This window comes from Dyella mobilis (genome assembly GCF_016904945.1).
Taxonomy (GTDB): Bacteria; Pseudomonadota; Gammaproteobacteria; order Xanthomonadales; family Rhodanobacteraceae; genus Dyella_B; species Dyella_B mobilis.
Map to the genome: position 1 here is coordinate 790,003 of NZ_JADIKF010000039.1, position 18,593 is coordinate 808,595.

Annotated in this window: 17 protein-coding genes; 14 read left to right on the plus strand and 3 right to left on the minus strand. The window is 61.4% G+C overall.

Annotation, left to right across the window (positions count from 1 at the left end; genetic code table 11):
- Positions 1 to 102: 102 nt before the first annotated feature.
- A complete protein-coding gene (locus tag ISS99_RS14605) occupies positions 103 to 1,155 on the plus strand; it encodes a glycosylasparaginase (RefSeq protein WP_204632322.1) in 1,053 nt (350 codons plus the stop codon).
- Positions 1,155 to 1,910 (plus strand): copper homeostasis protein CutC, encoded by a 756-nt coding sequence (locus tag ISS99_RS14610; RefSeq protein ID WP_204632323.1) that lies wholly within the window; start codon positions 1,155 to 1,157, stop codon positions 1,908 to 1,910. Before ISS99_RS14605 ends, ISS99_RS14610 begins: the two co-directional genes overlap by 1 nt.
- A gap of 256 nt (positions 1,911 to 2,166) precedes the next feature.
- Here ISS99_RS14610 and rpsT read toward each other — a convergent pair whose 3' ends face one another.
- The gene (gene rpsT, locus ISS99_RS14615; RefSeq protein ID WP_204632324.1) at positions 2,167 to 2,430 is read right to left on the minus strand and encodes a 30S ribosomal protein S20; all 264 of its coding nucleotides are present in this window, start codon (positions 2,428 to 2,430) and stop codon (positions 2,167 to 2,169) included.
- A 247-nt stretch (positions 2,431 to 2,677) separates the two neighbouring features.
- On the opposite strand from rpsT, the gene murJ reads away from it, so the two are divergent.
- From murJ to pgaD, 6 genes are all read left to right on the plus strand, one after another.
- Positions 2,678 to 4,270, plus strand: a complete 1,593-nt coding sequence (murJ, locus tag ISS99_RS14620) for a murein biosynthesis integral membrane protein MurJ (RefSeq protein WP_204632687.1) — start codon at positions 2,678 to 2,680, stop codon at positions 4,268 to 4,270.
- Positions 4,271 to 4,286: 16 nt separating this feature from the next.
- Positions 4,287 to 5,240: a bifunctional riboflavin kinase/FAD synthetase gene (locus ISS99_RS14625; protein ID WP_204632325.1), complete on the plus strand. Its 954-nt coding sequence runs from the start codon at positions 4,287 to 4,289 to the stop codon at positions 5,238 to 5,240.
- 192 nt (positions 5,241 to 5,432) lie between these two features.
- Positions 5,433 to 8,288 (plus strand): isoleucine--tRNA ligase, encoded by a 2,856-nt coding sequence (gene ileS / locus ISS99_RS14630; RefSeq protein ID WP_204632326.1) that lies wholly within the window; start codon positions 5,433 to 5,435, stop codon positions 8,286 to 8,288.
- A gap of 134 nt (positions 8,289 to 8,422) precedes the next feature.
- Complete coding sequence (gene lspA, locus ISS99_RS14635; protein ID WP_204632327.1) at positions 8,423 to 8,929, plus strand: signal peptidase II; 507 nt, start codon at positions 8,423 to 8,425, stop codon at positions 8,927 to 8,929.
- A gap of 414 nt (positions 8,930 to 9,343) precedes the next feature.
- Positions 9,344 to 10,594 (plus strand): poly-beta-1,6-N-acetyl-D-glucosamine synthase, encoded by a 1,251-nt coding sequence (gene pgaC / locus ISS99_RS14640; protein ID WP_204632328.1) that lies wholly within the window; start codon positions 9,344 to 9,346, stop codon positions 10,592 to 10,594.
- Positions 10,591 to 11,028 (plus strand): poly-beta-1,6-N-acetyl-D-glucosamine biosynthesis protein PgaD, encoded by a 438-nt coding sequence (gene pgaD, locus ISS99_RS14645; RefSeq protein ID WP_204632329.1) that lies wholly within the window; start codon positions 10,591 to 10,593, stop codon positions 11,026 to 11,028. Before pgaC ends, pgaD begins: the two co-directional genes overlap by 4 nt.
- Positions 11,029 to 11,041: 13 nt before the next feature.
- Here pgaD and ISS99_RS14650 read toward each other — a convergent pair whose 3' ends face one another.
- A complete protein-coding gene (locus tag ISS99_RS14650; protein WP_204632330.1) occupies positions 11,042 to 12,508 on the minus strand; it encodes a GGDEF domain-containing protein in 1,467 nt (488 codons plus the stop codon).
- Between the two features lie 206 nt (positions 12,509 to 12,714).
- A complete protein-coding gene (locus ISS99_RS14655) occupies positions 12,715 to 13,617 on the minus strand; it encodes a LysR family transcriptional regulator (protein WP_204632331.1) in 903 nt (300 codons plus the stop codon).
- 95 nt (positions 13,618 to 13,712) lie between these two features.
- On the opposite strand from ISS99_RS14655, the gene ISS99_RS14660 reads away from it, so the two are divergent.
- The 6 genes from ISS99_RS14660 (at position 13,713) to ISS99_RS14685 (ending at position 17,661) form a co-directional block, all read left to right on the plus strand.
- Complete coding sequence (locus ISS99_RS14660; protein WP_204632332.1) at positions 13,713 to 14,588, plus strand: aldo/keto reductase family oxidoreductase; 876 nt, start codon at positions 13,713 to 13,715, stop codon at positions 14,586 to 14,588.
- A 257-nt stretch (positions 14,589 to 14,845) separates the two neighbouring features.
- Entirely contained in the window at positions 14,846 to 15,178 is a 333-nt protein-coding gene (locus ISS99_RS14665; RefSeq protein ID WP_204632333.1) for a hypothetical protein, read from the plus strand.
- Between the two features lie 74 nt (positions 15,179 to 15,252).
- Complete coding sequence (locus tag ISS99_RS14670) at positions 15,253 to 15,498, plus strand: XAC0095 family protein (protein WP_204632334.1); 246 nt, start codon at positions 15,253 to 15,255, stop codon at positions 15,496 to 15,498.
- An 833-nt stretch (positions 15,499 to 16,331) separates the two neighbouring features.
- Positions 16,332 to 16,730 (plus strand): hypothetical protein, encoded by a 399-nt coding sequence (locus tag ISS99_RS14675; protein WP_204632335.1) that lies wholly within the window; start codon positions 16,332 to 16,334, stop codon positions 16,728 to 16,730.
- Between the two features lie 49 nt (positions 16,731 to 16,779).
- Complete coding sequence (locus tag ISS99_RS14680) at positions 16,780 to 17,055, plus strand: hypothetical protein (RefSeq protein WP_204632336.1); 276 nt, start codon at positions 16,780 to 16,782, stop codon at positions 17,053 to 17,055.
- A 186-nt stretch (positions 17,056 to 17,241) separates the two neighbouring features.
- Positions 17,242 to 17,661 (plus strand): hypothetical protein, encoded by a 420-nt coding sequence (locus ISS99_RS14685; RefSeq protein WP_204632337.1) that lies wholly within the window; start codon positions 17,242 to 17,244, stop codon positions 17,659 to 17,661.
- Positions 17,662 to 18,593: the final 932 nt, after the last annotated feature.

Genomic DNA, 18,593 nt, shown 5'->3' on the forward strand with positions numbered 1-18,593 from the left:
GACCCATCGCGCGCGCGACCTGTGGCATAAGACGATAGCCCGAACGGCATGGAGCGTTCGGCAGATGCCGTTTGGATTGTCACCGTCACCGAGAGAGCACCGATGAGCAACCGCCGCGACTTCCTGAAAACCTCATTGCTGGCAACGTCCGCACTGGCGCTGCCGCGCTTGTCGCGAGCCGCCCTTTCGGTGTCCGGTTCGGTACCGGGCGGCGTGGGAGCGCGAGTGGTCTCCACCTGGGATTTCGGCGTGCCGGCGAACCAGGCCGCATGGACGGTGCTGGGCAAGGGCGGCAAGCCGCTGGATGCAGTGGAAACCGGCGTGTTGATACCGGAAGCGGACTTGCACAATCACAGCGTCGGCCGCGCGGGTTACCCCGACCGCGACGGCAAGGTCACGCTGGATGCCAGCATCATGGACGGCGACGGCCGTTGCGGTGCCGTCGCCGCACTCGAACACATCGCGCATCCGATCAAGGTGGCGCGCAAGGTGATGGAAGACACGCCGCACGTGCTGCTGGTCGGCGACGGCGCGCTGGAATTTGCCTTGCAGGAAGGCTTCACCAAGGAAGACCTGTTGACGCCGGAATCGGCAAAGGCGTGGCACGAATGGCTGAAGAAGGCCAAGTACACGCCGGTCGCCAATAGCGAGAACATCGATTACCACCGCAGCACGCAAAACCTCGGCATGCCGGGCGGCAAGAACAATCACGACACCATCGGCATGCTGGCCGTGGATGCGAACGGCCATCTTGCTGGCGCCTGCACCACCAGCGGCATGGCGTGGAAACTGCACGGCCGCGTGGGCGACAGCCCGATCATCGGCGCCGGTCTCTACGTCGACAACGAAGTAGGCGCCGCCACGTCAACCGGCGTGGGCGAAGAAGTGATTCGCAACGCCGGCAGCTTCCTGGTGGTGGAGCTGATGCGCCAGGGGCGCAATCCGCAGGAAGCCTGCGAGGAAGCCGTGCGGCGCATCATCAAGAAACGCCCCGAAGCGACCAAGGAAATGCAGGTCGGCTTTCTCGCCTTGCGCCGCGACGGCGAATGCGGTGCCTTTGCGATCCAGAAAGGCTTTACCTACGCCGTGTGCGACGTGCATCAACAAGATCGCCTGCTGGCTTCGCCCAGCGTCTACCAGACCACCTATACCTGATGCCGAAACAAGCTTTGCTGGAAATCGCCGCCGGTTCGCTGGCTTCCGCGCTCGCTGCGCAAGAGGGCGGCGCCGATCGCGTCGAGCTGTGCAGCAGCCTCGTCGAGGGAGGCATTACGCCGTCGTGCGGCATGCTGACCGTGGTGCGCGATCGCGTGCACATTCCGGTGTATGTACTGGTGCGTCCGCGCGGCGGCGATTTTCTCTACGACGACGATGAATTCGAGATCATGCTGCGCGATGTCGAGACCTGCGCGCGCCTTGGTTTCGATGGCGTGGTGATCGGCGCCCTGGATGCCGATGGGGTGGTCGATCCGCGTTGCCGCGAGCTGGTGGTGGCGGCCGGCAAGCTGGGTGTGACCTTTCATCGCGCGATCGACGCCAGTGCCGATTTGCGCAGCTCCCTGGAGTCTGTAATCGGGCTGGGCTGCGAGCGCGTGCTCACCTCCGGCGGGTGCGCCAATGCCCTGGCCGGCGCCAAGGCGATTGCCGGCCTGGTGGAGCAGGCTGCGGGGCGCATCACGGTCATGGCCGGCGCCGGCGTGCGCTCGCAGAACCTGGCCGAGCTGTCCAGGCTGAGCGGGGTGCACGAATTCCACGGTTCGGCCAAGGTGGGGCACCGCTCCGCCATGCGCTATTTGAACCCGTCGCTGCTGGATCTGTCGCCGGATACCGAGCGGACCAGCGTGGCGGAGGTGCGGGCGATGAAGGCGGCGCTTGCCTCATTGGCTTCCTCCCCTGCGACACGAAGCTAGTCCCGTGGGACGAAGTAGGGGAGGGTTGGGGTGGGGTAGATGCTTGAGGACGCGCTTCACCTGAGATGTGTCGCAAGCTCGAACGACCCCCTCCCGGCCTCCCCCTGCTTGGGCAGGGGGAGGAGCAAAAGGCAGGCACGAAAAAGCCGGCGTTTCCGCCGGCCGCCGCTCCACTTGGGGGCGGTGGAAATCAAGCACGAAAAAGCCGGCGTTTCCGCCGGCTTTTAACGCCAACCCTCTACAAAAAGCCTCTGGCTTACGCCAGCTCGCGAATCTTCGCGTTCAGGCGGCTCTTGTGACGGGCGGCCTTGTTCTTGTGGATCAGGCCACGGGAGGCGTAGCGGTCGACCACCGGCTGGGCGGCTTCGAAAGCGGCCACGGCGCCAGCCTTGTCCTTAGCTTCGATGGCCTTGACGACCTTGCGGAGGGCGCTGCGCACCATGGAACGGGCGCTGACGTTGCGCAGGCGGCGCTGCTCGGACTGGCGCGCACGCTTCTTCGCGGACTTGATGTTAGCCAAGGTAGAACTCCGGAATGAAATACTGGGGTTGGAAAAAGGCGGCAATTGTGACGGTAATTTGTCGATGAGTCAAGTGGTTGGAAGCTTGCCGGCCACCCGAGCCGCCTATTCTACCGGTGTTTAGCGGGCCGTGGCTGGCTTTTTGCCCGCGAATCGTCGCTGGAATGCTGTTTCCCAGCCACGGATGGCTGTCAAACTACGCCCCGTTTCGATCCAGGACACCACCCCGACGATGAAGCCACCCAGCATGTTACGCGGGCTGCTGTCGTTCAGCAGCATGACCATGGTGTCGCGCGTGCTCGGCCTGTTGCGGGACATTTCGATCAGCCACGTGTTCGGCGCCAATGTCGCTACCGATGCGTTCTGGGTGGCATTCCGCATTCCCAACTTCATGCGCCGCATGTTTGCGGAGGGCTCGTTTTCCACCGCCTTCGTGCCGGTGTTTACCGAGGTGAAGGAGAAGGGCACCCATGCGGAACTGAAGGAGCTGATGTCGCGCGTGTCGGGCACCCTGGGCGGTGTGTTGCTGGTGGTGACGGCGTTGTGCGTGCTGTTTGCACCGCAGGTGGCAACGGTGTTCTCGCCCGGTGCCGTGGACGAGCCGCACAAGTTCGGCTTGACCGTGGAATTGTTGCGGCTCACTTTTCCGTTTCTGCTGTTCGTATCGCTCACGGCGCTTTCCGGCGGCGCGCTCAACAGTTTTCATCGATTCGGCTTGCCGGCACTGACGCCGGTCATCCTCAATCTGTGCATGATCGCGGGCGCGTGGTGGTTGTCGCGCCATCTGCAAACACCGATCCTCGCGCTGGGTTGGGCGGTGTTTGCCGCCGGCATCTTGCAAGTGCTGTTTCAATTGCCGGCGCTGCGCAAACTGGATTTGCTCGTGCGTCCACGCTGGGGCTGGCACCATCCGCAGGTGCGCCGGATCATGAGTCAGATGCTGCCAACCTTGTTCGGCTCCTCGGTCTCGCAGATCAATCTGCTGTTCGATACGGTCATTGCCTCGCTGCTGATTTCCGGTTCGCAGACGTGGCTGTCGCAGGCCGACCGCTTCCTGGAATTGCCCTTGGGCGTATTCGGCGTGGCGCTGGGCACGGTGATCCTGCCGTCGCTCTCGCGCCATCACGTTGCCACCGATCACGAGGGGTTTTCCAAAGCGCTGGACTGGGGGTTGCGCACCACCTTGCTGATTGCCGTGCCGGCGATGTTCGGGCTCATGCTGCTGGCGCAGCCGCTGGTGGCCACGCTGTTCCAGAACGGCCAGTTCCGGCCGTTCGATACGCGCATGGCAACGCTGTCGGTGACTGCGTTGAGTTTCGGCGTGCCGGCCTATGCGATGGTGAAAGTGTTGCTGCCCGCGTTTTATTCGCGCAAAGACACTCGCTCGCCGGTGCATGCAGGGGTGGCTGCGCTGCTGACCAATATGTTGCTCAATGCGGTTTTCCTGTTGCTGCTGTACGACGCGTGGGCGCCACCGGCCGTGAAGGCCGGTGCTTTATTCGACGGCTTGTCCAAAGTGCCCGGTCTGCACCTCGCGCTGGGCATGGCCAGTGCGGTGGCCAGCTACGTCAACCTGTTGCTGTTGTGGCGTGCGTTGCGCAAGGCCGATATCTATCAGCGCCAGCCCGGCTGGATGCGTCATCTGGTCCGCCTGGGCCTGGCGTGTGCGGCGATGATCGCGGTGCTGCTGGTGGGGCGCTGGTATTGGCCCGACTGGACGCAGATCGCCGTGTTCGGCCGGGTGTGGCGCCTGGCCGTGCTGGTGGGTGCCGGTGGTGCGACGTATGTCTTCATACTTTTCGCAACGGGCTTTCGTCTACGCGAATTGCACCACGACTGACCGCTATACTTGCGCCATGATGAAACTGTCCCGGGACGTTGCGGGGCCGTGCTTGGCCCCCCGCGGCAGTGTGCTTGCGGTAGGTGCCTTCGACGGCCTGCATCGCGGCCACCAAGCCTTGTTGAACGAAGTGCGCGAAAGAGCGCAAGCGCTCGGCTGCAAGCCGATCGTGGTGAGTTTCGAGCCGCTGCCCAGGGCCTTCTTTTCGAAGGACCCGGTACCGCGCCTGTCCAGCGTGCGCGAGAAACTGCTCGGCTTTGCCGCGGCAGGCATGGAGCGCACCTTGCTGATGCGCTTCAACCGGGCGCTCACCGCCATGTCGGCCGAGGATTTCGTGCAGCGGGTGCTGATCGAGCGGCTCAATGTGCGCGAAGTGTGGGTGGGGGCGGATTTCCGCTTCGGCCACAAGCGCGCAGGCGACGTGGCCATGCTGGAGCGCATCGGTGCCGAACGTGGATTCGTCGCCCACACCATGCCCGCGGTGCTGCTGGATGGCGAGCGTGTCTCGGCCAGCCGGGTGCGGGCGCTGCTGGGCGCCGGCAATTTCGGTGCGGCCGCCTCGCTGCTGGGACGTCCGTTCGTGATCGAGGGCAAGGTGGAATACGGCAAGCAACTGGGCCGTACCCTGGGGTTCCCCACCGCCAATATCCATCTGCGCGATCGCGCCACCCCAGTCCACGGCATCTTCGCCGTGCGGGTGGGGCTGGGCGAGGGCGCCTGCAGCTGGCCCGGCGTGGCCAGCCTTGGCACGCGGCCGACCGTCAACGAGGTCGCCGAACCCCTGCTGGAAGTGCATCTGTTCGATTTCGAGGGCGATCTCTACGGCCAGCGCATGGCGGTGGAGTTCGTGGCCAAGCTGCGCGACGAGATGAAATTCGACGGATTGGACGCATTAAAGGCCCAAATGAGTCATGATGCGCATTCGGCCCGGGAAATCCTGGGCATGAACCCGGTACTGATCGGCGAGTAAGGCCATGATCCTGCAACAGTCCATGTCCACCCTCCAGATCACGCCCGCAAACGCGGTCGTGGCGATCATTATTATTTGAAGCACCCGCCGAAGCGCGTGCGCTTGCCGCTCGCGCGCGGCGAGCAATAGCACGAGGCTTCGGTTCCCCTCCAGGCATCGAAGCGGTCCCCCCGTAGACACGGCTACCGAGCGATGACCCAGGACTACAAGAACACCATCAACCTTCCGCAAACCAGCTTCCCGATGCGTGGCGACCTGCCCAAGCGCGAGCCGGGCTGGCTGGCCGAATGGGAAAAGATCGGGCGTTACCACCAGATCCAGGCCAAGACAGCCGGTCGGCCGATGTTCGTGCTGCACGACGGCCCGCCCTACGCCAATGGCGCGATCCACCTGGGCCACGCGATCAACAAGATCCTCAAGGATGTGGTGGTCAAGTCCAAATGGCTGGCCGGCTTCCACGCGCCGTATGTGCCGGGCTGGGATTGCCACGGCATGCCGATCGAAATCCAGATCGAAAAGCAATTCGGCAAGAATCTTCCCACCGAAGAAGTGATGAGCAAGGCGCGTGCCTACGCGAGTGCGCAAATCGCCAAGCAGAAGGAAGATTTCAAGCGCCTGGGCGTGCTCGGCGAATGGGATCGTCCTTACCTCACCATGGCGCCGCAGAATGAAGCGGGCGAAATCCGTGCGCTGGCCGAACTGCTGCGCAAGGGCTACATCTATCGCGGCCTGAAGCCGGTGAACTGGTGCTTCGATTGCGGCTCTGCGCTGGCCGAAGCGGAAGTGGAATACGAAGACAAGACCGACATCGCCATCGACGTCGGCTTCGCCTTCGACGATCCCGATGCCGTGGCCAAGGCTTTCGGTCTTGCCAAGCTGCCCAAGCCGAGCGGCCAGATCGTGATCTGGACCACCACGCCCTGGACGATTCCCTCCAACCAGGCGCTCAACCTGCACCCGGAATTCAGCTACAGCCTGGTCGATACCGCCAAGGGCCTGCTGATTCTTGCCACCGAGCGCGTCGAGGAATGCCTCAAGACCTACGGCCTGGAAGGGCAGATCATCGCATCGGTGCCGGGCCAGGCGCTGGGCGATCTGAAGTTCCGTCATCCGTTGTATGCGGTCGATCCCGGCTATGCGCGTGTCGCGCCAGTGTACTTCGCCGACTACGTGACGCTCGATACCGGTACCGGCATCGTGCACTCCGCGCCGGCCTACGGCGTGGAAGACTTCCAGTCGTGCAAGGCGCACGGCATGAAGGATGCCGACATCCTCAATCCGGTGATGGGTAACGGCGTCTACGCATCGTGGCTGCCGCTGTTCGGCGGCATGTTCCTGTGGAAGGCCAATCCGAAGATCGCCGAGACGCTGGAGCAGGCCGGTTCGCTGCTGCATCAAAACAAATACGCGCACAGCTATATGCATTGCTGGCGCCACAAGACGCCGATCATCTACCGCGCCACCTCGCAGTGGTTCGCCGGCATGGACATCACACCCAAGGACGGCGGCAAGACGTTGCGCGAAACCGCGCTGGAAGGCGTGGAAGCCACGCAGTTCTTCCCGGCCTGGGGCAAGCAGCGCCTGCACAACATGATCGTCGACCGTCCCGACTGGACGCTGTCGCGCCAGCGCCAGTGGGGCGTGCCGATGGCCTTCTTCGTGCATCGCGAAACCGGCGAACTGCATCCGCGCACGCCGGAACTGCTGGAAGAAGTCGCCAATCGCGTCGAGCAGCACGGCATCGAAGCCTGGCAAAGCCTGCAACCCGCCGAACTGCTTGGCGCCGATGCCGAACACTACGAAAAGAACCGCGACACGCTGGACGTGTGGTTCGATTCCGGCACCACGCACTGGCACGTGCTGCGCGGCTCGCACGCCGACGTGCTGCGTTTCCCGGCCGATCTGTACCTGGAAGGCTCCGACCAGCACCGCGGCTGGTTCCATTCCTCGCTGCTTACCGCGGCCATGCTCGACGGCCAGCCGCCGTACAAGCAATTGCTCACGCACGGCTTCACCGTCGATGCGCAGGGCCGCAAGATGTCCAAGTCGCTCGGCAACGGCATCGAGCCGCAGGACATCATGAACCGTATGGGCGCAGACATCCTGCGCCTGTGGGTGGCCTCCACCGATTACCGCTACGAGATGTCCTTGTCGGAGGAAATCCTCAAGCGCGTGGCGGACATGTACCGGCGCATCCGCAACACCGCGCGCTTCCTGCTCGGCAATCTGGACGGTTTCGATCCGGCCAAGCACCTGGTACCGGTGGAGCAGAGCCTGTTGCTCGACCAGTGGGCAGTAGGCCAGGCCTACGAAATGCAACAGGCAGTAGTCGCCGCTTACGAGCGCTACGACTTCCCCGAAATCGTGCAGCGCGTGCAGAACTTCTGCACCAACGAAATGGGTGCGTTGTACCTGGACATCACCAAGGACCGCCTCTACACCATGCCGACCGAAAGCCTCGGCCGGCGCAGTGCGCAGAGCGCGATGTATCGCATCCTGCAGGCGCTGGTGCGCTGGCTGGCGCCGATCCTGTCGTTCACCGCGGAAGAAATTTGGCAGCTGGTGCCGGGCGAGCACGGCGAGAGTGTGCTGTTCGAAACCTGGTACGACGGATTGGCCAACACCCAAGGTTCGCCGGAACAGCGCCGCTACTGGGCCGACCTGTTGGCGATGCGCGACACCGCATCGCGGGTGCTCGAAGACATGCGCAAGGCCGAGAAGATCGGCGCCGCGCTGGAAGCGAAATTGGTGTTGCATGCCGACCCGGCTATCACCGAGCGCTATGCGCAGACGGCGGATGAGCTGCGTTTCTTCTTCATCACCTCGGAGCTGAGCTTCGCGCCGCTGCAGCCCCGTCCCGACGATGCCGTGGCGTCGCCGTTGGAAGGTGCCGAAGTGTACGTGGCCGCCAGTGTGAGCGATGCCGCCAAGTGCGTGCGTTGCTGGCACCGCCGCGAAGACGTGGGCAGCAACCCGGCGCATCCGGAACTTTGCAGCCGTTGCGTCACCAATGTGGAAGGGCCGGGCGAAGATCGCCGCTGGTTCTAGTTGGTACCCTGGCCGGGTAGGTTGGGTTAGCGCAGCGTAACCCGACACACTCTCGTTGCTTCGATGAAAAATCGTTGGGTTACGCCGCGCTAACCCAACCTACGGCGGCGGCAAGCGCCGCGCTGAGGATGATGATGAGTTCCAAACCCAACGCACTCCCCTGGCTGCTGGTCTCCGCCCTCACGATCGGGCTGGACCAGCTCACCAAATGGTGGGCGGTCAGCGCGTTGCAGCCGGCCGGCATGCCGCATCCGGTCATCCCTGGGTTCCTCAACTGGACGCTCGCCTTCAACACCGGCGCCGCTTTCAGTTTCCTGGCCCAGAGCGGTGGCTGGCAGCGCTGGTTCTTCGCCTTGCTGGCGGTGGTGATTTGCGCCGCGCTGGTGGTCTGGCTGGCGCGCACGGTGCGCAACGACTGGCGTACGGCCTTGCCGCTCAGCCTGGTGATCGGCGGTGCGCTGGGCAACCTGATCGATCGCCTGCATGCCTCGCAGGTCACGGACTTCATCCAGGTCTATTACCGCGACTGGTATTACCCCACCTTCAACGTGGCCGATTGCGGCATCACCGTCGGCGCGGTGTTGCTGATCCTGTTCGGCATGCGTCCGCACCACCCCAAGGCGTCCTACCAGCCCAAGTGACGAGGGCGGTCGACCGTTGCAGGTCGCAATAGGACGCAGGCGGGCAGGGCACCTTCCAAGTTGAAAGAACCGCGTGGTTGCCCGTCTTGCGGGCGGTCTGCCCCTATCTGCGCGCCTGTTGCACGGGAAGATGGGTTACACCCGATTATTCAGTCACTTGCGGCAAAAATCTCAACGAAAAAACAGCACAAACTCCGCTAAAAATGCGAACTGCATCACATTTGGTCTGGATCTTGCCTGACCCTGCCTAAGGCAAGCGTGGGTAGCCGGCCGACAGGGGAAACCGGTTATCGCACGGGGGAGATTCCGTCGACTGACCTGATGCACGGCTGATGCAGGCGTTCGCATGTCTATCGAATTCACATTGAAAAGGCGCCGGGCGCCAGCACGACGCGCCGCCATGGAGCCATCGCGATGATCGATGGCGCGGTCCATGGGCTGTTGAAATTCGCCTTTTTCTATCCGCTGGCGATGTCGCTGCTGTGGATGAGCGGGGCGATCATCTATTTCCTGCGCTGGGAAAGGGGTGCGCCGGCGCGCGCCAAGCCGCAGGCGCTGGCTTCCTATCCGATGGTCTCGCTGATCGTGCCTTGCCACAACGAAGGCGAGCACGTGCGCGAAACCATTGCGCACCTGGCGGAGCAGAGCTGGCCGGATTTCGAAATCATCGCCGTGAACGACGGCTCCACCGACGATACCGGCCAGCAGCTCGATCAGCTGATGAACGAGTACCCAAATTTGCGCGTGCTGCACCTGTCCGGCAACCAGGGCAAGGCGATGGGTTTGCGCGCCGCCACGCTGGCGGCAAAAAGCGAATACCTGGTTTGCGTGGACGGCGATGCGCTGCTCGATCGCTACGCCACGCACTGGATGATGGTGCACCTGATGTCCAGCGCGCGGGTGGGGGCTGTCACCGGCAATCCGCGTATCCGCAATCGCTCCACGCTGCTGGGCAAGCTGCAGGTGGGCGAGTTCTCCTGCGTCATCGGGTTGATCAAGCGGGCGCAGCGCGTGTACGGGCGCATTTTTACCGTCTCCGGCGTGATCACGGCTTTTCGCAAAGTGGCCCTGCACGATGTCGGCTATTGGAAAACCGACATGGTCACCGATGACATCGACGTGAGCTGGCGGCTGCAGATGCGCCACTGGGAAATCCGCTTCGAACCCAACGCGCTGTGCTGGATCCTGATGCCGGAAACCTTCAAGGGCCTGTGGCGGCAGCGCCTGCGCTGGGCCCAGGGCGGCTCCGAAGTGCTGCTGCGCTACTGGCCGAAATTGTTGCACTGGCGGCAGCGGCGCATGTGGGTGGTTGCGCTGGAATACGTGACCAGCCTGGCGTGGTCCTACGTGATGGTGGCGACGGTGCTGCTGTGGCTGTTGCAAGGCTTCTTTCCGCTGCCGCCAGCCATGCGCGTGCCAACCCTGCTTCCGCAGTGGAATGGCGTGCTGCTCGGCCTGGTCTGCATGCTGCAATTCCTGGTCAGCTTGCTGATCGATCGCCGCTACGAAAAGCGCGTCGGCCGGTATTACTATTGGATGATCTGGTATCCGATCGCCTTTTGGATGCTGACCATCGCCACGTCCGTCGTCGCCTTGCCCAAGGCCATGTTCAAGCGCCGTGGGACCCGCGCCCGGTGGACCAGTCCAGATCGAGGTGTGAGATGAAAGCCGACCCCATCATCAGCCGCCCGGAGCGCCAGCAGCCCGCGCAGCGCATCGTCTTCACCTTCGTCACCATGGTGGCCTGGAGCCTCTGGGTATCGCTGTGGCTGCCGCTGATCACCTTGATCGCGTGGATGCTTGGCCTGCAGGACGTATACGTCAAGCTCGTGCTGGATCGCTCATTCCGCACCGCGAGCGACCTGGGTCTGGTGCTGCAAATGGCGGCGACCGCCGTGCTGTTGCTGGGCGGCTGGGCGTTCTACAACCACCTGCGTTTTGCGGGCAAGCAGAAGCGCCGCGCGAACCGCTTGATCGACATTAGTGAGATGGCGTTAGCGCTCGATGCATCGATCAGCACCGCACAGCAGTTGCGCGCACGGCGCCGTACCGTGTTGCACTTCAGCGAGCAGGGCGATGTGTATCTAAGCGCCGAATGAGCGCGGTTTCGCCTTACGCGGCCAGTTCGGCACGGTTGCGTCCGTTGCGCTTGGCGGTGTAAAGCGCGCCGTCGGCCGCGGAAATGAGGTCGTCGGCGGCAGTGCCTTCCTGCGGGATCATGCTGGCAATGCCTACGCTGATGGTGACGCCACCGGTAGGGCTGTCTTCGTGGGTGATTTGCAACTGGTTCACGCGCTTGCATAGCCGCGTGGCAACCTGCTGCGCACCGGCGCCGGGTGTGTTGGGCAGGATCAGCACGAATTCCTCGCCGCCGTAGCGGGCGAGCATGTCGCCAGGGCGGCGCAACGCGTGCTGCAAAACATCCGCGACCTGGCGCAGGCAAGCATCGCCGGCAAGATGTCCGTAGCGGTCGTTGTACTGCTTGAAAATGTCGATATCGACCAGCAACAAAGAAATGACGTGCTGCCCGCGCACGGCTACGCGCCATTCGCGATCCAGCGCCTCTTCAAACGCACGCCGGTTGGGTACGCCGGTCAAGCTGTCGCGCAAGGCCATTTCGGCGAACATGGTGCGGTCGTGTCGCAGCGTTTCTTCGGTCTCGCTCAAATGCACCTGGCTCAGCGTGCTGCGCAAGCCATAGCCCAGCACCGCGACGATGATGCCGGCAACACCGATGCCGAAATGGCGCGGAAGCAACAGCAACGCCACTCCCAGCACCGCGAGCGACAGCAGGATCGGGCTGCCGCTGCTGACGAAGCGAACCAGGCCGATCGGCGGCTTGAGCGTTTGCGAGAGCCGCGTCGGCCCATGCATGGCCAATATGGCGAACAGCAGGAACGGCACGTCCACGATCACGTCATACGTGCTGCCGATGTTCTTCGCCAGATCCATGGCGACATGATGGTTGTAGTACGCGGCAACCACGCCGTAGGAAAAGATGAAAGCGAACAGCACGCCGAAGAAGTGGCGCCGTTCCACCGTATCGGCCGACAAGAAACGGATCACCGTGGTAAGCACCAGATACGCGTTTTCCACGTCGAACATATAGGCGATCATCTGCGCCGATGTCGCGTTCGACGCCCCCTTCAAATCCACCCACGAAAACATCAGTTCGAAATACAGGTAGCCCAGTGCCAGCACCAGCACGGCATCGACCACGCGCTGCATGAGGCTGCCCGTGGCAGCGCCGACCGTGGCCACCGCGTAGGAAACCGGCACCCCGTACAGCACGTAGAACAACATGGTTTCGCCGGGCGCTTCGTTGCTGTTGGCCAGGAACAGATCCTGGCGAAGACTGCTGATCATGCCCAGCGTCCACAGCAACAGGCTGGCAGCGGCGAGGCTCCAGCCGCGGTCCAGCGCCAGGCCGGTGACATAGGCGCGGCGCATGGCCGCCACGAGCGCAAGCAAGGGCGCGGCAATCAAAAAGGCATAGGACGTCACGATGGCATGCCCGGGAATCAGCCAGACCAGGCACGCATGCAAAAGGGCGAATGCGATTGCGAGCAGCACCATCATGGTGGGTCAGCACCTCCGGTTGCGTTGGCAATACCTTAGTACACGTGGCGTGGAGGGTTCCGCAAGATGGCTATTGGGGCAGAGACACTTGCTGGAGCGTTCCCTCAAAGTCACCGTCATCCCCGCGAAGGCGGGGATCCAGCGCCTTTAACGCACCGAAGTCACCGGAGGGGATGACGACCGAAAAGCCGAGGGATACTCCAGCCCTATAACGCCCCCTCTTTGACGAGATCCACAAACGCCCGCAACGGTGCCGGTAAATTCCGGCGCCCGGGGTAATACAGAAACGGCCCCGAAAAGTGCTGCCACCACGGTTCCAGCACCGCCTCCAGGCTGCCTTGATCGAGATGGGGGCGCAGCAGATCCTCGTAGAAGTGGATGACGCCAAGCCCATCGATGGCACTGCCGATGATCAGGTCCATGGCCGCAGCCGGCTTCACCAGCAGCGGGCCGGATGGGTCCACGCGCACCACTTCGCCATCGCGCTCGAACTCCCAGATGGGCAGGGCGCCGCCGGCAAATTGCGCGCGCAGGCACGCGTGCGAAAGCAGTTCGCTCGGATGCTCGGGCCGGCCACGTGCAGCGAGATAACCCGGTGCCGCCGCCGTTGCAAAACGTTGGCGGCGAGCCCCGATCGGTATCGCGATCATGTCCTGCTCCAGCCGTTCGTCGTAGCGGATGCCGGCATCGCAGCCGGCGGAAAGCACGTCGACAAAGCTGTCTTCCACCACCACTTCAACACGGATGTCCGGGTAGGCTTTCAGGAAGGCGCTGAGGATGGAGGGCAACACCACTCGTGCGACACCGGCGGGCACATTGAGCTTCAAGGTTCCGGCGGGTTTGTCGCGAAAGCGGTTCAACACATCCAGCGCCGCTTCCACATCCGACAGCGCCGGGGCCAACCGTTCGATCAACCTGGCGCCCGCCTCGGTAGGCGCCACGCTGCGTGTGGTGCGGTGGAGCAGGCGCACGCCCAGCTTCGCCTCGAGCCGCCCCACGGCCGCGCTGAGGCCCGAGGCGGAAATTCCGCCGGCCCGTGCGGCGTCGCGAAACCCGCCGGCGCGGGCGACGGCCAGAAAGGCGGCGAGGTCGTTGAAATCCATAGCCATTGTTCAGTTTATTGTACAACCTGTGCACATTAAGCCTGATTATCTAACAAAGGCCGCTGCCGCATAGTAGGCCTACGCCCACCCAGGAGATCCCCATGTCAGCCGTTTCCCGCACCTACCCCTTCGCCGGTCGCACCGTAAACCGCATGGGCTACGGCGCCATGCAGCTTGCCGGCCCCGGCGTATTCGGGCCGCCCAAGGATCGCGATGCCGCCCTGGCGGTGCTGCGCCAGGCCATCGAGCAGGGCGTCAACCACATCGACACCAGCGACTTCTACGGCCCGCACGTCACCAATCAGCTGATCCGCGAAGCGCTTCACCCTTATCCCCAGGATCTGGTGATCGTCACCAAGGTCGGCGCCGTTCGCGGTGACGAGGGCTCGTGGTTGCCGGCAGCAGAGCCGGAAGCGATTCGTCGCGGCATACACGACAACCTGCGCAACCTCGGCGTGGACGTGATCGACGTGGTCAACATGCGCATCATGGGTGCCATCCATGCGCCGACCGAAAGCTCCATCGAAAAGCAGGTAACGGCGCTGGCCGAACTGCAACAGCAAGGCCTGATACGGCACATCGGCTTGAGCAACGTCACCGCCACGCAGGTTGCCGAGGCGCAGCGCATCGCCAAGATCGTGTGCGTGCAGAACCATTACAACCTGGTCCATCGCGACGACGACGCGCTCGTCGACGAACTGGCCGGGCAGGGCATCGCCTACGTGCCGTTCTTCCCGCTTGGCGGCTTTACGCCGATCCAGTCGACGGCACTGTCGGATATCGCCGCCAAACTCGGTGCAACCCCGATGCAAGTAGCACTTGCATGGTTGCTGCATCGCTCGCCGAATATCCTGCTGATTCCCGGTACGTCATCGGTTGCGCATCTGCGCGAAAACATGAGTGCCGCCGAGTTGAGGTTGCCGCAATCGGTGCTCGACGAACTCGAAGCACTGGAACAGCCCGTCGCAGCGCACTGATCACCACGATGTAACGCATCGGCCGGGGCGGCATGCTGCCCCGGCTTTTTTGTGCGTAGGCGAGTTCGGGATACCACGACGCGGCGTGCGCCGACATGAAACCCGATTTTCGACTTGATACTCTCGGTTCGTCATCGGCGCCGTCTTTCGGGGCAACACCGATGGCCATGGCAGCAATGCTGTGAAGAGCGCGGAACGTGAGAGCTGCGAACTCCCACGAACCGCTAACCAACCAACTAAGACTGAGGTTAGTTGATATGGCTGAGCCAGATCATACGTCACTGTCACGCCTGTCGGGTCTCCCCGACCACCTGTTCACCCATCTTCCCGGCGCTCTGCCGGATTTGGCAGACAACGACGAGGAATCGCAACTGGAAATGCACTCCGCGATGGCAGGCATCGCGGATGTAAAGCATGTCATCACCTGCCTACTCGCTGACAGTGATGCCTTTCGTGAGGCATTGGAAAGCGATCGTACGGTATCGCCACGTTTGTGGCCGCTACCCGCGATGGTCTACGGCAGCTTGCTGGTGGCAATCCATTTTCTCGACGAATGTGCAGGCATGCTTCGGCGTGATTTGCATAGGTAACGTGCCAGGGTCCGCATGATCGTTACCACGGCACACCCCCGGAGGCGGTGTGCCGTACCTGGCGGAGCATTGCTATGAAAAAGAAAGAAAAGGCGGCCTTGGCGTCGCCGGGATATCTATTGCCCGAATCACTGCACCAGCAACTCACGCTGCTGCGCGATCAGCTGCTGCTGACCATGGACTTTGTGTATGCCGTAACGCAGGAAGAAGAGGATGAGCTGCTGCAGATCAGGCGATCGATGCTGGGCAGGTTGTTCGAGTCGTATGGCTTGCAAGTAGATCAGGTGCTGGCGGGGCTGCAGCGAGCAAAGCATCATTGATCAAAACAACGCCGTCGTAGGTTGAGTTACCCCGGACCAAGTCCGGGGTAACCCAAGCGAGAACGCACTTTCAGAGAACACTCCCGCCAGTCTGTTCGGTTTTCTGGGTCCACCGGTCTCGGTTGGCCCAGTGGGCCTGCTTGGCTGGGCTTCGATGAATGCTCGAAAGAGAAATTGCACTATGACCTGGGTTTCGACCCCGATTTGAGGGGCGTTGGTGTTGACTGACAAGGGCACGCCATTCAGGCTTTCCCGTAGGCTGGGTATTCCGTCACTCTGATTGGGTCTGCTATCGACCCAAAGCGGACATGATGCAAACAGGGGCGATCATGAAGAACCGTTGGCTAGGCTCGGGCACTCTGTTGCTGTTCGCGGCGGCGTCCGCCTGTGCCTCACCCTTTGGTGGCAAGTTGGGAGGCACGATGCCGGCGGGGATCGCATGCGATCACCTCAGAACTGTTATCGGCAAGCAGCTCGGCGCGAAGCATGGTGACGATGAGTATCGCTGCGAAGAGGCGCAGATGGGGCCAAATGGTTACTACGTGTTCTCACTACGCTCTAACTATCCTGCACCAAAGGGAGCCGGGCCTGACTGGGTAGGGAGCGGACTAGTTGGCTGGTATGCAGTACGGGAATCCGACGGGCAAGTTCGAGATTGGAACATCGCAAATTTCACACTAGGGAGGGTGATCAGGTAACTAGGATTGGTTACTGCGGAATGTCCACCACCCAGAGCTGACATGCCGTAAGACGCGATTGGATATCGATAGGGGATCTAAGTGTCGAGACAGACGTTTCACCTTCCGCGGCCAAAGCCACTTCGGCTTATTGCGTTGGCAAGCATATTTATTGGAGCAATGTTCCTCGCAGGGGCACTTATTCCAGGTTTTTCGAACCTTCGCGTAGGCGAAAGAACGTTAGAATGGAGTGATCTCTGGCAAACCCGGATGGCTATCGCCGTGTTGTTGGGCGGCTTACTTATGCTTGTGATCGGATTCGGTATCGTTCGTCGGCAAGTGTGGGCGAGGAATGCACTGGTTGTTTTACCGGTTTTGCAGTGTCTTCCTTTTAAAATTGTTCATTTTATTTGGTTGGCGCCAGATCCTCTGCCATTTGATAAGGGTAATTTGTTGGGGATTTTGATTTGGGTTGTCATCGGCTCAATTTATCTATTTGGTTTCAAAGCGGCTCGTGATCATTTCAAAGGCCAGGGCCTTACGGGTGCAGATTAGTGCTCGCTTTCGACCGATGGCAGACATCCGAGGCTGACTAGGAGGTTGCATGGATAGCAGTGACAAAGAAAGGGGCGAGCGCGGCGTCACCTGCAGCCTGCTGAGGATGTCCGACGGCCACCTTCGAGTAGTGCTGGACGATGTCAGAAATCTAGCGCCCGGTGAATCAGGGCCGTGGCGGCACGAAGTCTTCGTGACGTTCAAGGACTACGAGCAGGCGGAACTGTCTTCGTTGGATCTATCCGAAGAAGAGTTAGCGGCCTTCGGTCACTACGTTCTGGCGCGATTGCTCGCAATAAATGGTCTGCTACCGTCTGAGCCTTAAGGTCCGCTTTCGACCCAGAGCGGACTAGGCGAAATAAAGGGGGTATAACCGTTCGTTTTTGTCGGCAATAGGCAGGCGTTATGTGCCCCATTGTACCTCCATCGCGGCGTTTTCAGCGGCTTCAAATCAACGCGGACAGTCAAGAATTGGACCTTGGCATGTCTCTTTAGTAGCGGAGCCTCATTGATGAAATCACTTCTTCGATCAATGTTCATTCTGGCCAGTCTCCTGGCTTCTAATGCAGCTTGCAGCACCGACATTTCCGGCCAGTGGACGCTGTCCGTCGAGAATACCGAACACCATGTCGTTGCCACCCTCAGGGTTGAGTTCACGAACGAGAATGCAGCATCTTGTATGGGTGGCGAGTGGAAGGTCCTGAGAGTCATTTCAGCGACGGCGAAGGAAAAGGACTTTTTCCCAACGGCAGATCCACTTTCATATCAAGTTGATGACAGGAAATTGACGATTGGTCGCAACGAGGTATGCGATGCATACCTTTGGCTCCAAGGCGCACTCGGAGGAGCCTCGGTAAGGGGCGACTACTTCAGTCTAGGGCCGGGAGGAACCACTCCACTTGGGTACTTCAACTTGAGTCAGGGTAAATGACTGCGGAGCCGGCTATGAGACGCAGGCCGAGCGATTCCAGCAATGTGTTGTGCTGACCGGCTGAAGTCGCACACTAGAGCGGAAATTGACGACAGATATGATGGTGGAGACTACATGTTCTTCAGGTTGCTTGGAGTCATTTTGTTTTTTGCGCTATGCGGTTTCGCCTCTGCGGTTACTGGGCAGACGACCTCGTCAGTTGCACAAACACCATCCTGTGACAAAACGTGCCGACAACGGAAGGTGGATGTTGCTTTTGATGCCATCAGTGATGGGAAGTTTTCGAGGCGACCGAAGCCGAGCAGCTCGACTGAATGCGCTATGTACGATGGGCATGACCTATCAAATGTTCTGTTAGATGTGTGCGCCAAACTGAAGTACGTCCGATCGCTGCCTGTCGGTGATGCGCCCACATTCTACTGCCCTGGCGATATGAGGTCGCTCACCGGAATTCGAGCTCAAAGATTTGTTGCTATTTGGGGGACGCCAGACCTTGTGCAGAATGCGCCATCCGCCGGGAAAGGGAGCAGTGAATGGACGTATTTTCTTGGAAGTGCCAAACCCGGGTGGGCAGGCGGGGGATTTGCCGAGTTATCTCTCTATTTTGTCAATGGAGTCACGCGAAAATTTAATTGTGCGCTTGCGCAATAATATCTGCTTTCGACCCTGTGCGAATTTGGACGTTTGTGAAGTAGATGCGTGCGTGTTTCCGGGGGAAAAGTACGCGGGATGGGCGAGTGGTTTGGGACAGGCCAAGGCCGGAGTGCACTTGCCTACTGGTAGTGATCTTATGCTAGTGATAGAACGTGCATGCTGACACCGGTTTTCGCCTCCCGTCCGAGGCAAACTGCCCGGCAATTGAGGTGAATATTGCGATGGAAGACAAGGATATGGATGACCGGGCTCATTCTGTTTGGGGGATGTCGAAACGT

Coding starts and splice junctions, on each gene's coding strand:
- ISS99_RS14605 (WP_204632322.1), top strand. CDS start 103: ATGAGCAACCGCCGCGACTTCCTGAAAACCTCATTGCTGGCAACGTCC.
- ISS99_RS14610 (WP_204632323.1), top strand. CDS start 1,155: ATGCCGAAACAAGCTTTGCTGGAAATCGCCGCCGGTTCGCTGGCTTCC.
- murJ (WP_204632687.1), top strand. CDS start 2,678: ATGTTACGCGGGCTGCTGTCGTTCAGCAGCATGACCATGGTGTCGCGC.
- ISS99_RS14625 (WP_204632325.1), top strand. CDS start 4,287: ATGATGAAACTGTCCCGGGACGTTGCGGGGCCGTGCTTGGCCCCCCGC.
- ileS (WP_204632326.1), top strand. CDS start 5,433: ATGACCCAGGACTACAAGAACACCATCAACCTTCCGCAAACCAGCTTC.
- lspA (WP_204632327.1), top strand. CDS start 8,423: ATGAGTTCCAAACCCAACGCACTCCCCTGGCTGCTGGTCTCCGCCCTC.
- pgaC (WP_204632328.1), top strand. CDS start 9,344: ATGATCGATGGCGCGGTCCATGGGCTGTTGAAATTCGCCTTTTTCTAT.
- pgaD (WP_204632329.1), top strand. CDS start 10,591: ATGAAAGCCGACCCCATCATCAGCCGCCCGGAGCGCCAGCAGCCCGCG.
- ISS99_RS14650 (WP_204632330.1), bottom strand. CDS start 12,508: ATGATGGTGCTGCTCGCAATCGCATTCGCCCTTTTGCATGCGTGCCTG.
- ISS99_RS14655 (WP_204632331.1), bottom strand. CDS start 13,617: ATGGCTATGGATTTCAACGACCTCGCCGCCTTTCTGGCCGTCGCCCGC.
- ISS99_RS14660 (WP_204632332.1), top strand. CDS start 13,713: ATGTCAGCCGTTTCCCGCACCTACCCCTTCGCCGGTCGCACCGTAAAC.
- ISS99_RS14665 (WP_204632333.1), top strand. CDS start 14,846: ATGGCTGAGCCAGATCATACGTCACTGTCACGCCTGTCGGGTCTCCCC.
- ISS99_RS14670 (WP_204632334.1), top strand. CDS start 15,253: ATGAAAAAGAAAGAAAAGGCGGCCTTGGCGTCGCCGGGATATCTATTG.
- ISS99_RS14680 (WP_204632336.1), top strand. CDS start 16,780: ATGGATAGCAGTGACAAAGAAAGGGGCGAGCGCGGCGTCACCTGCAGC.
- ISS99_RS14685 (WP_204632337.1), top strand. CDS start 17,242: ATGAAATCACTTCTTCGATCAATGTTCATTCTGGCCAGTCTCCTGGCT.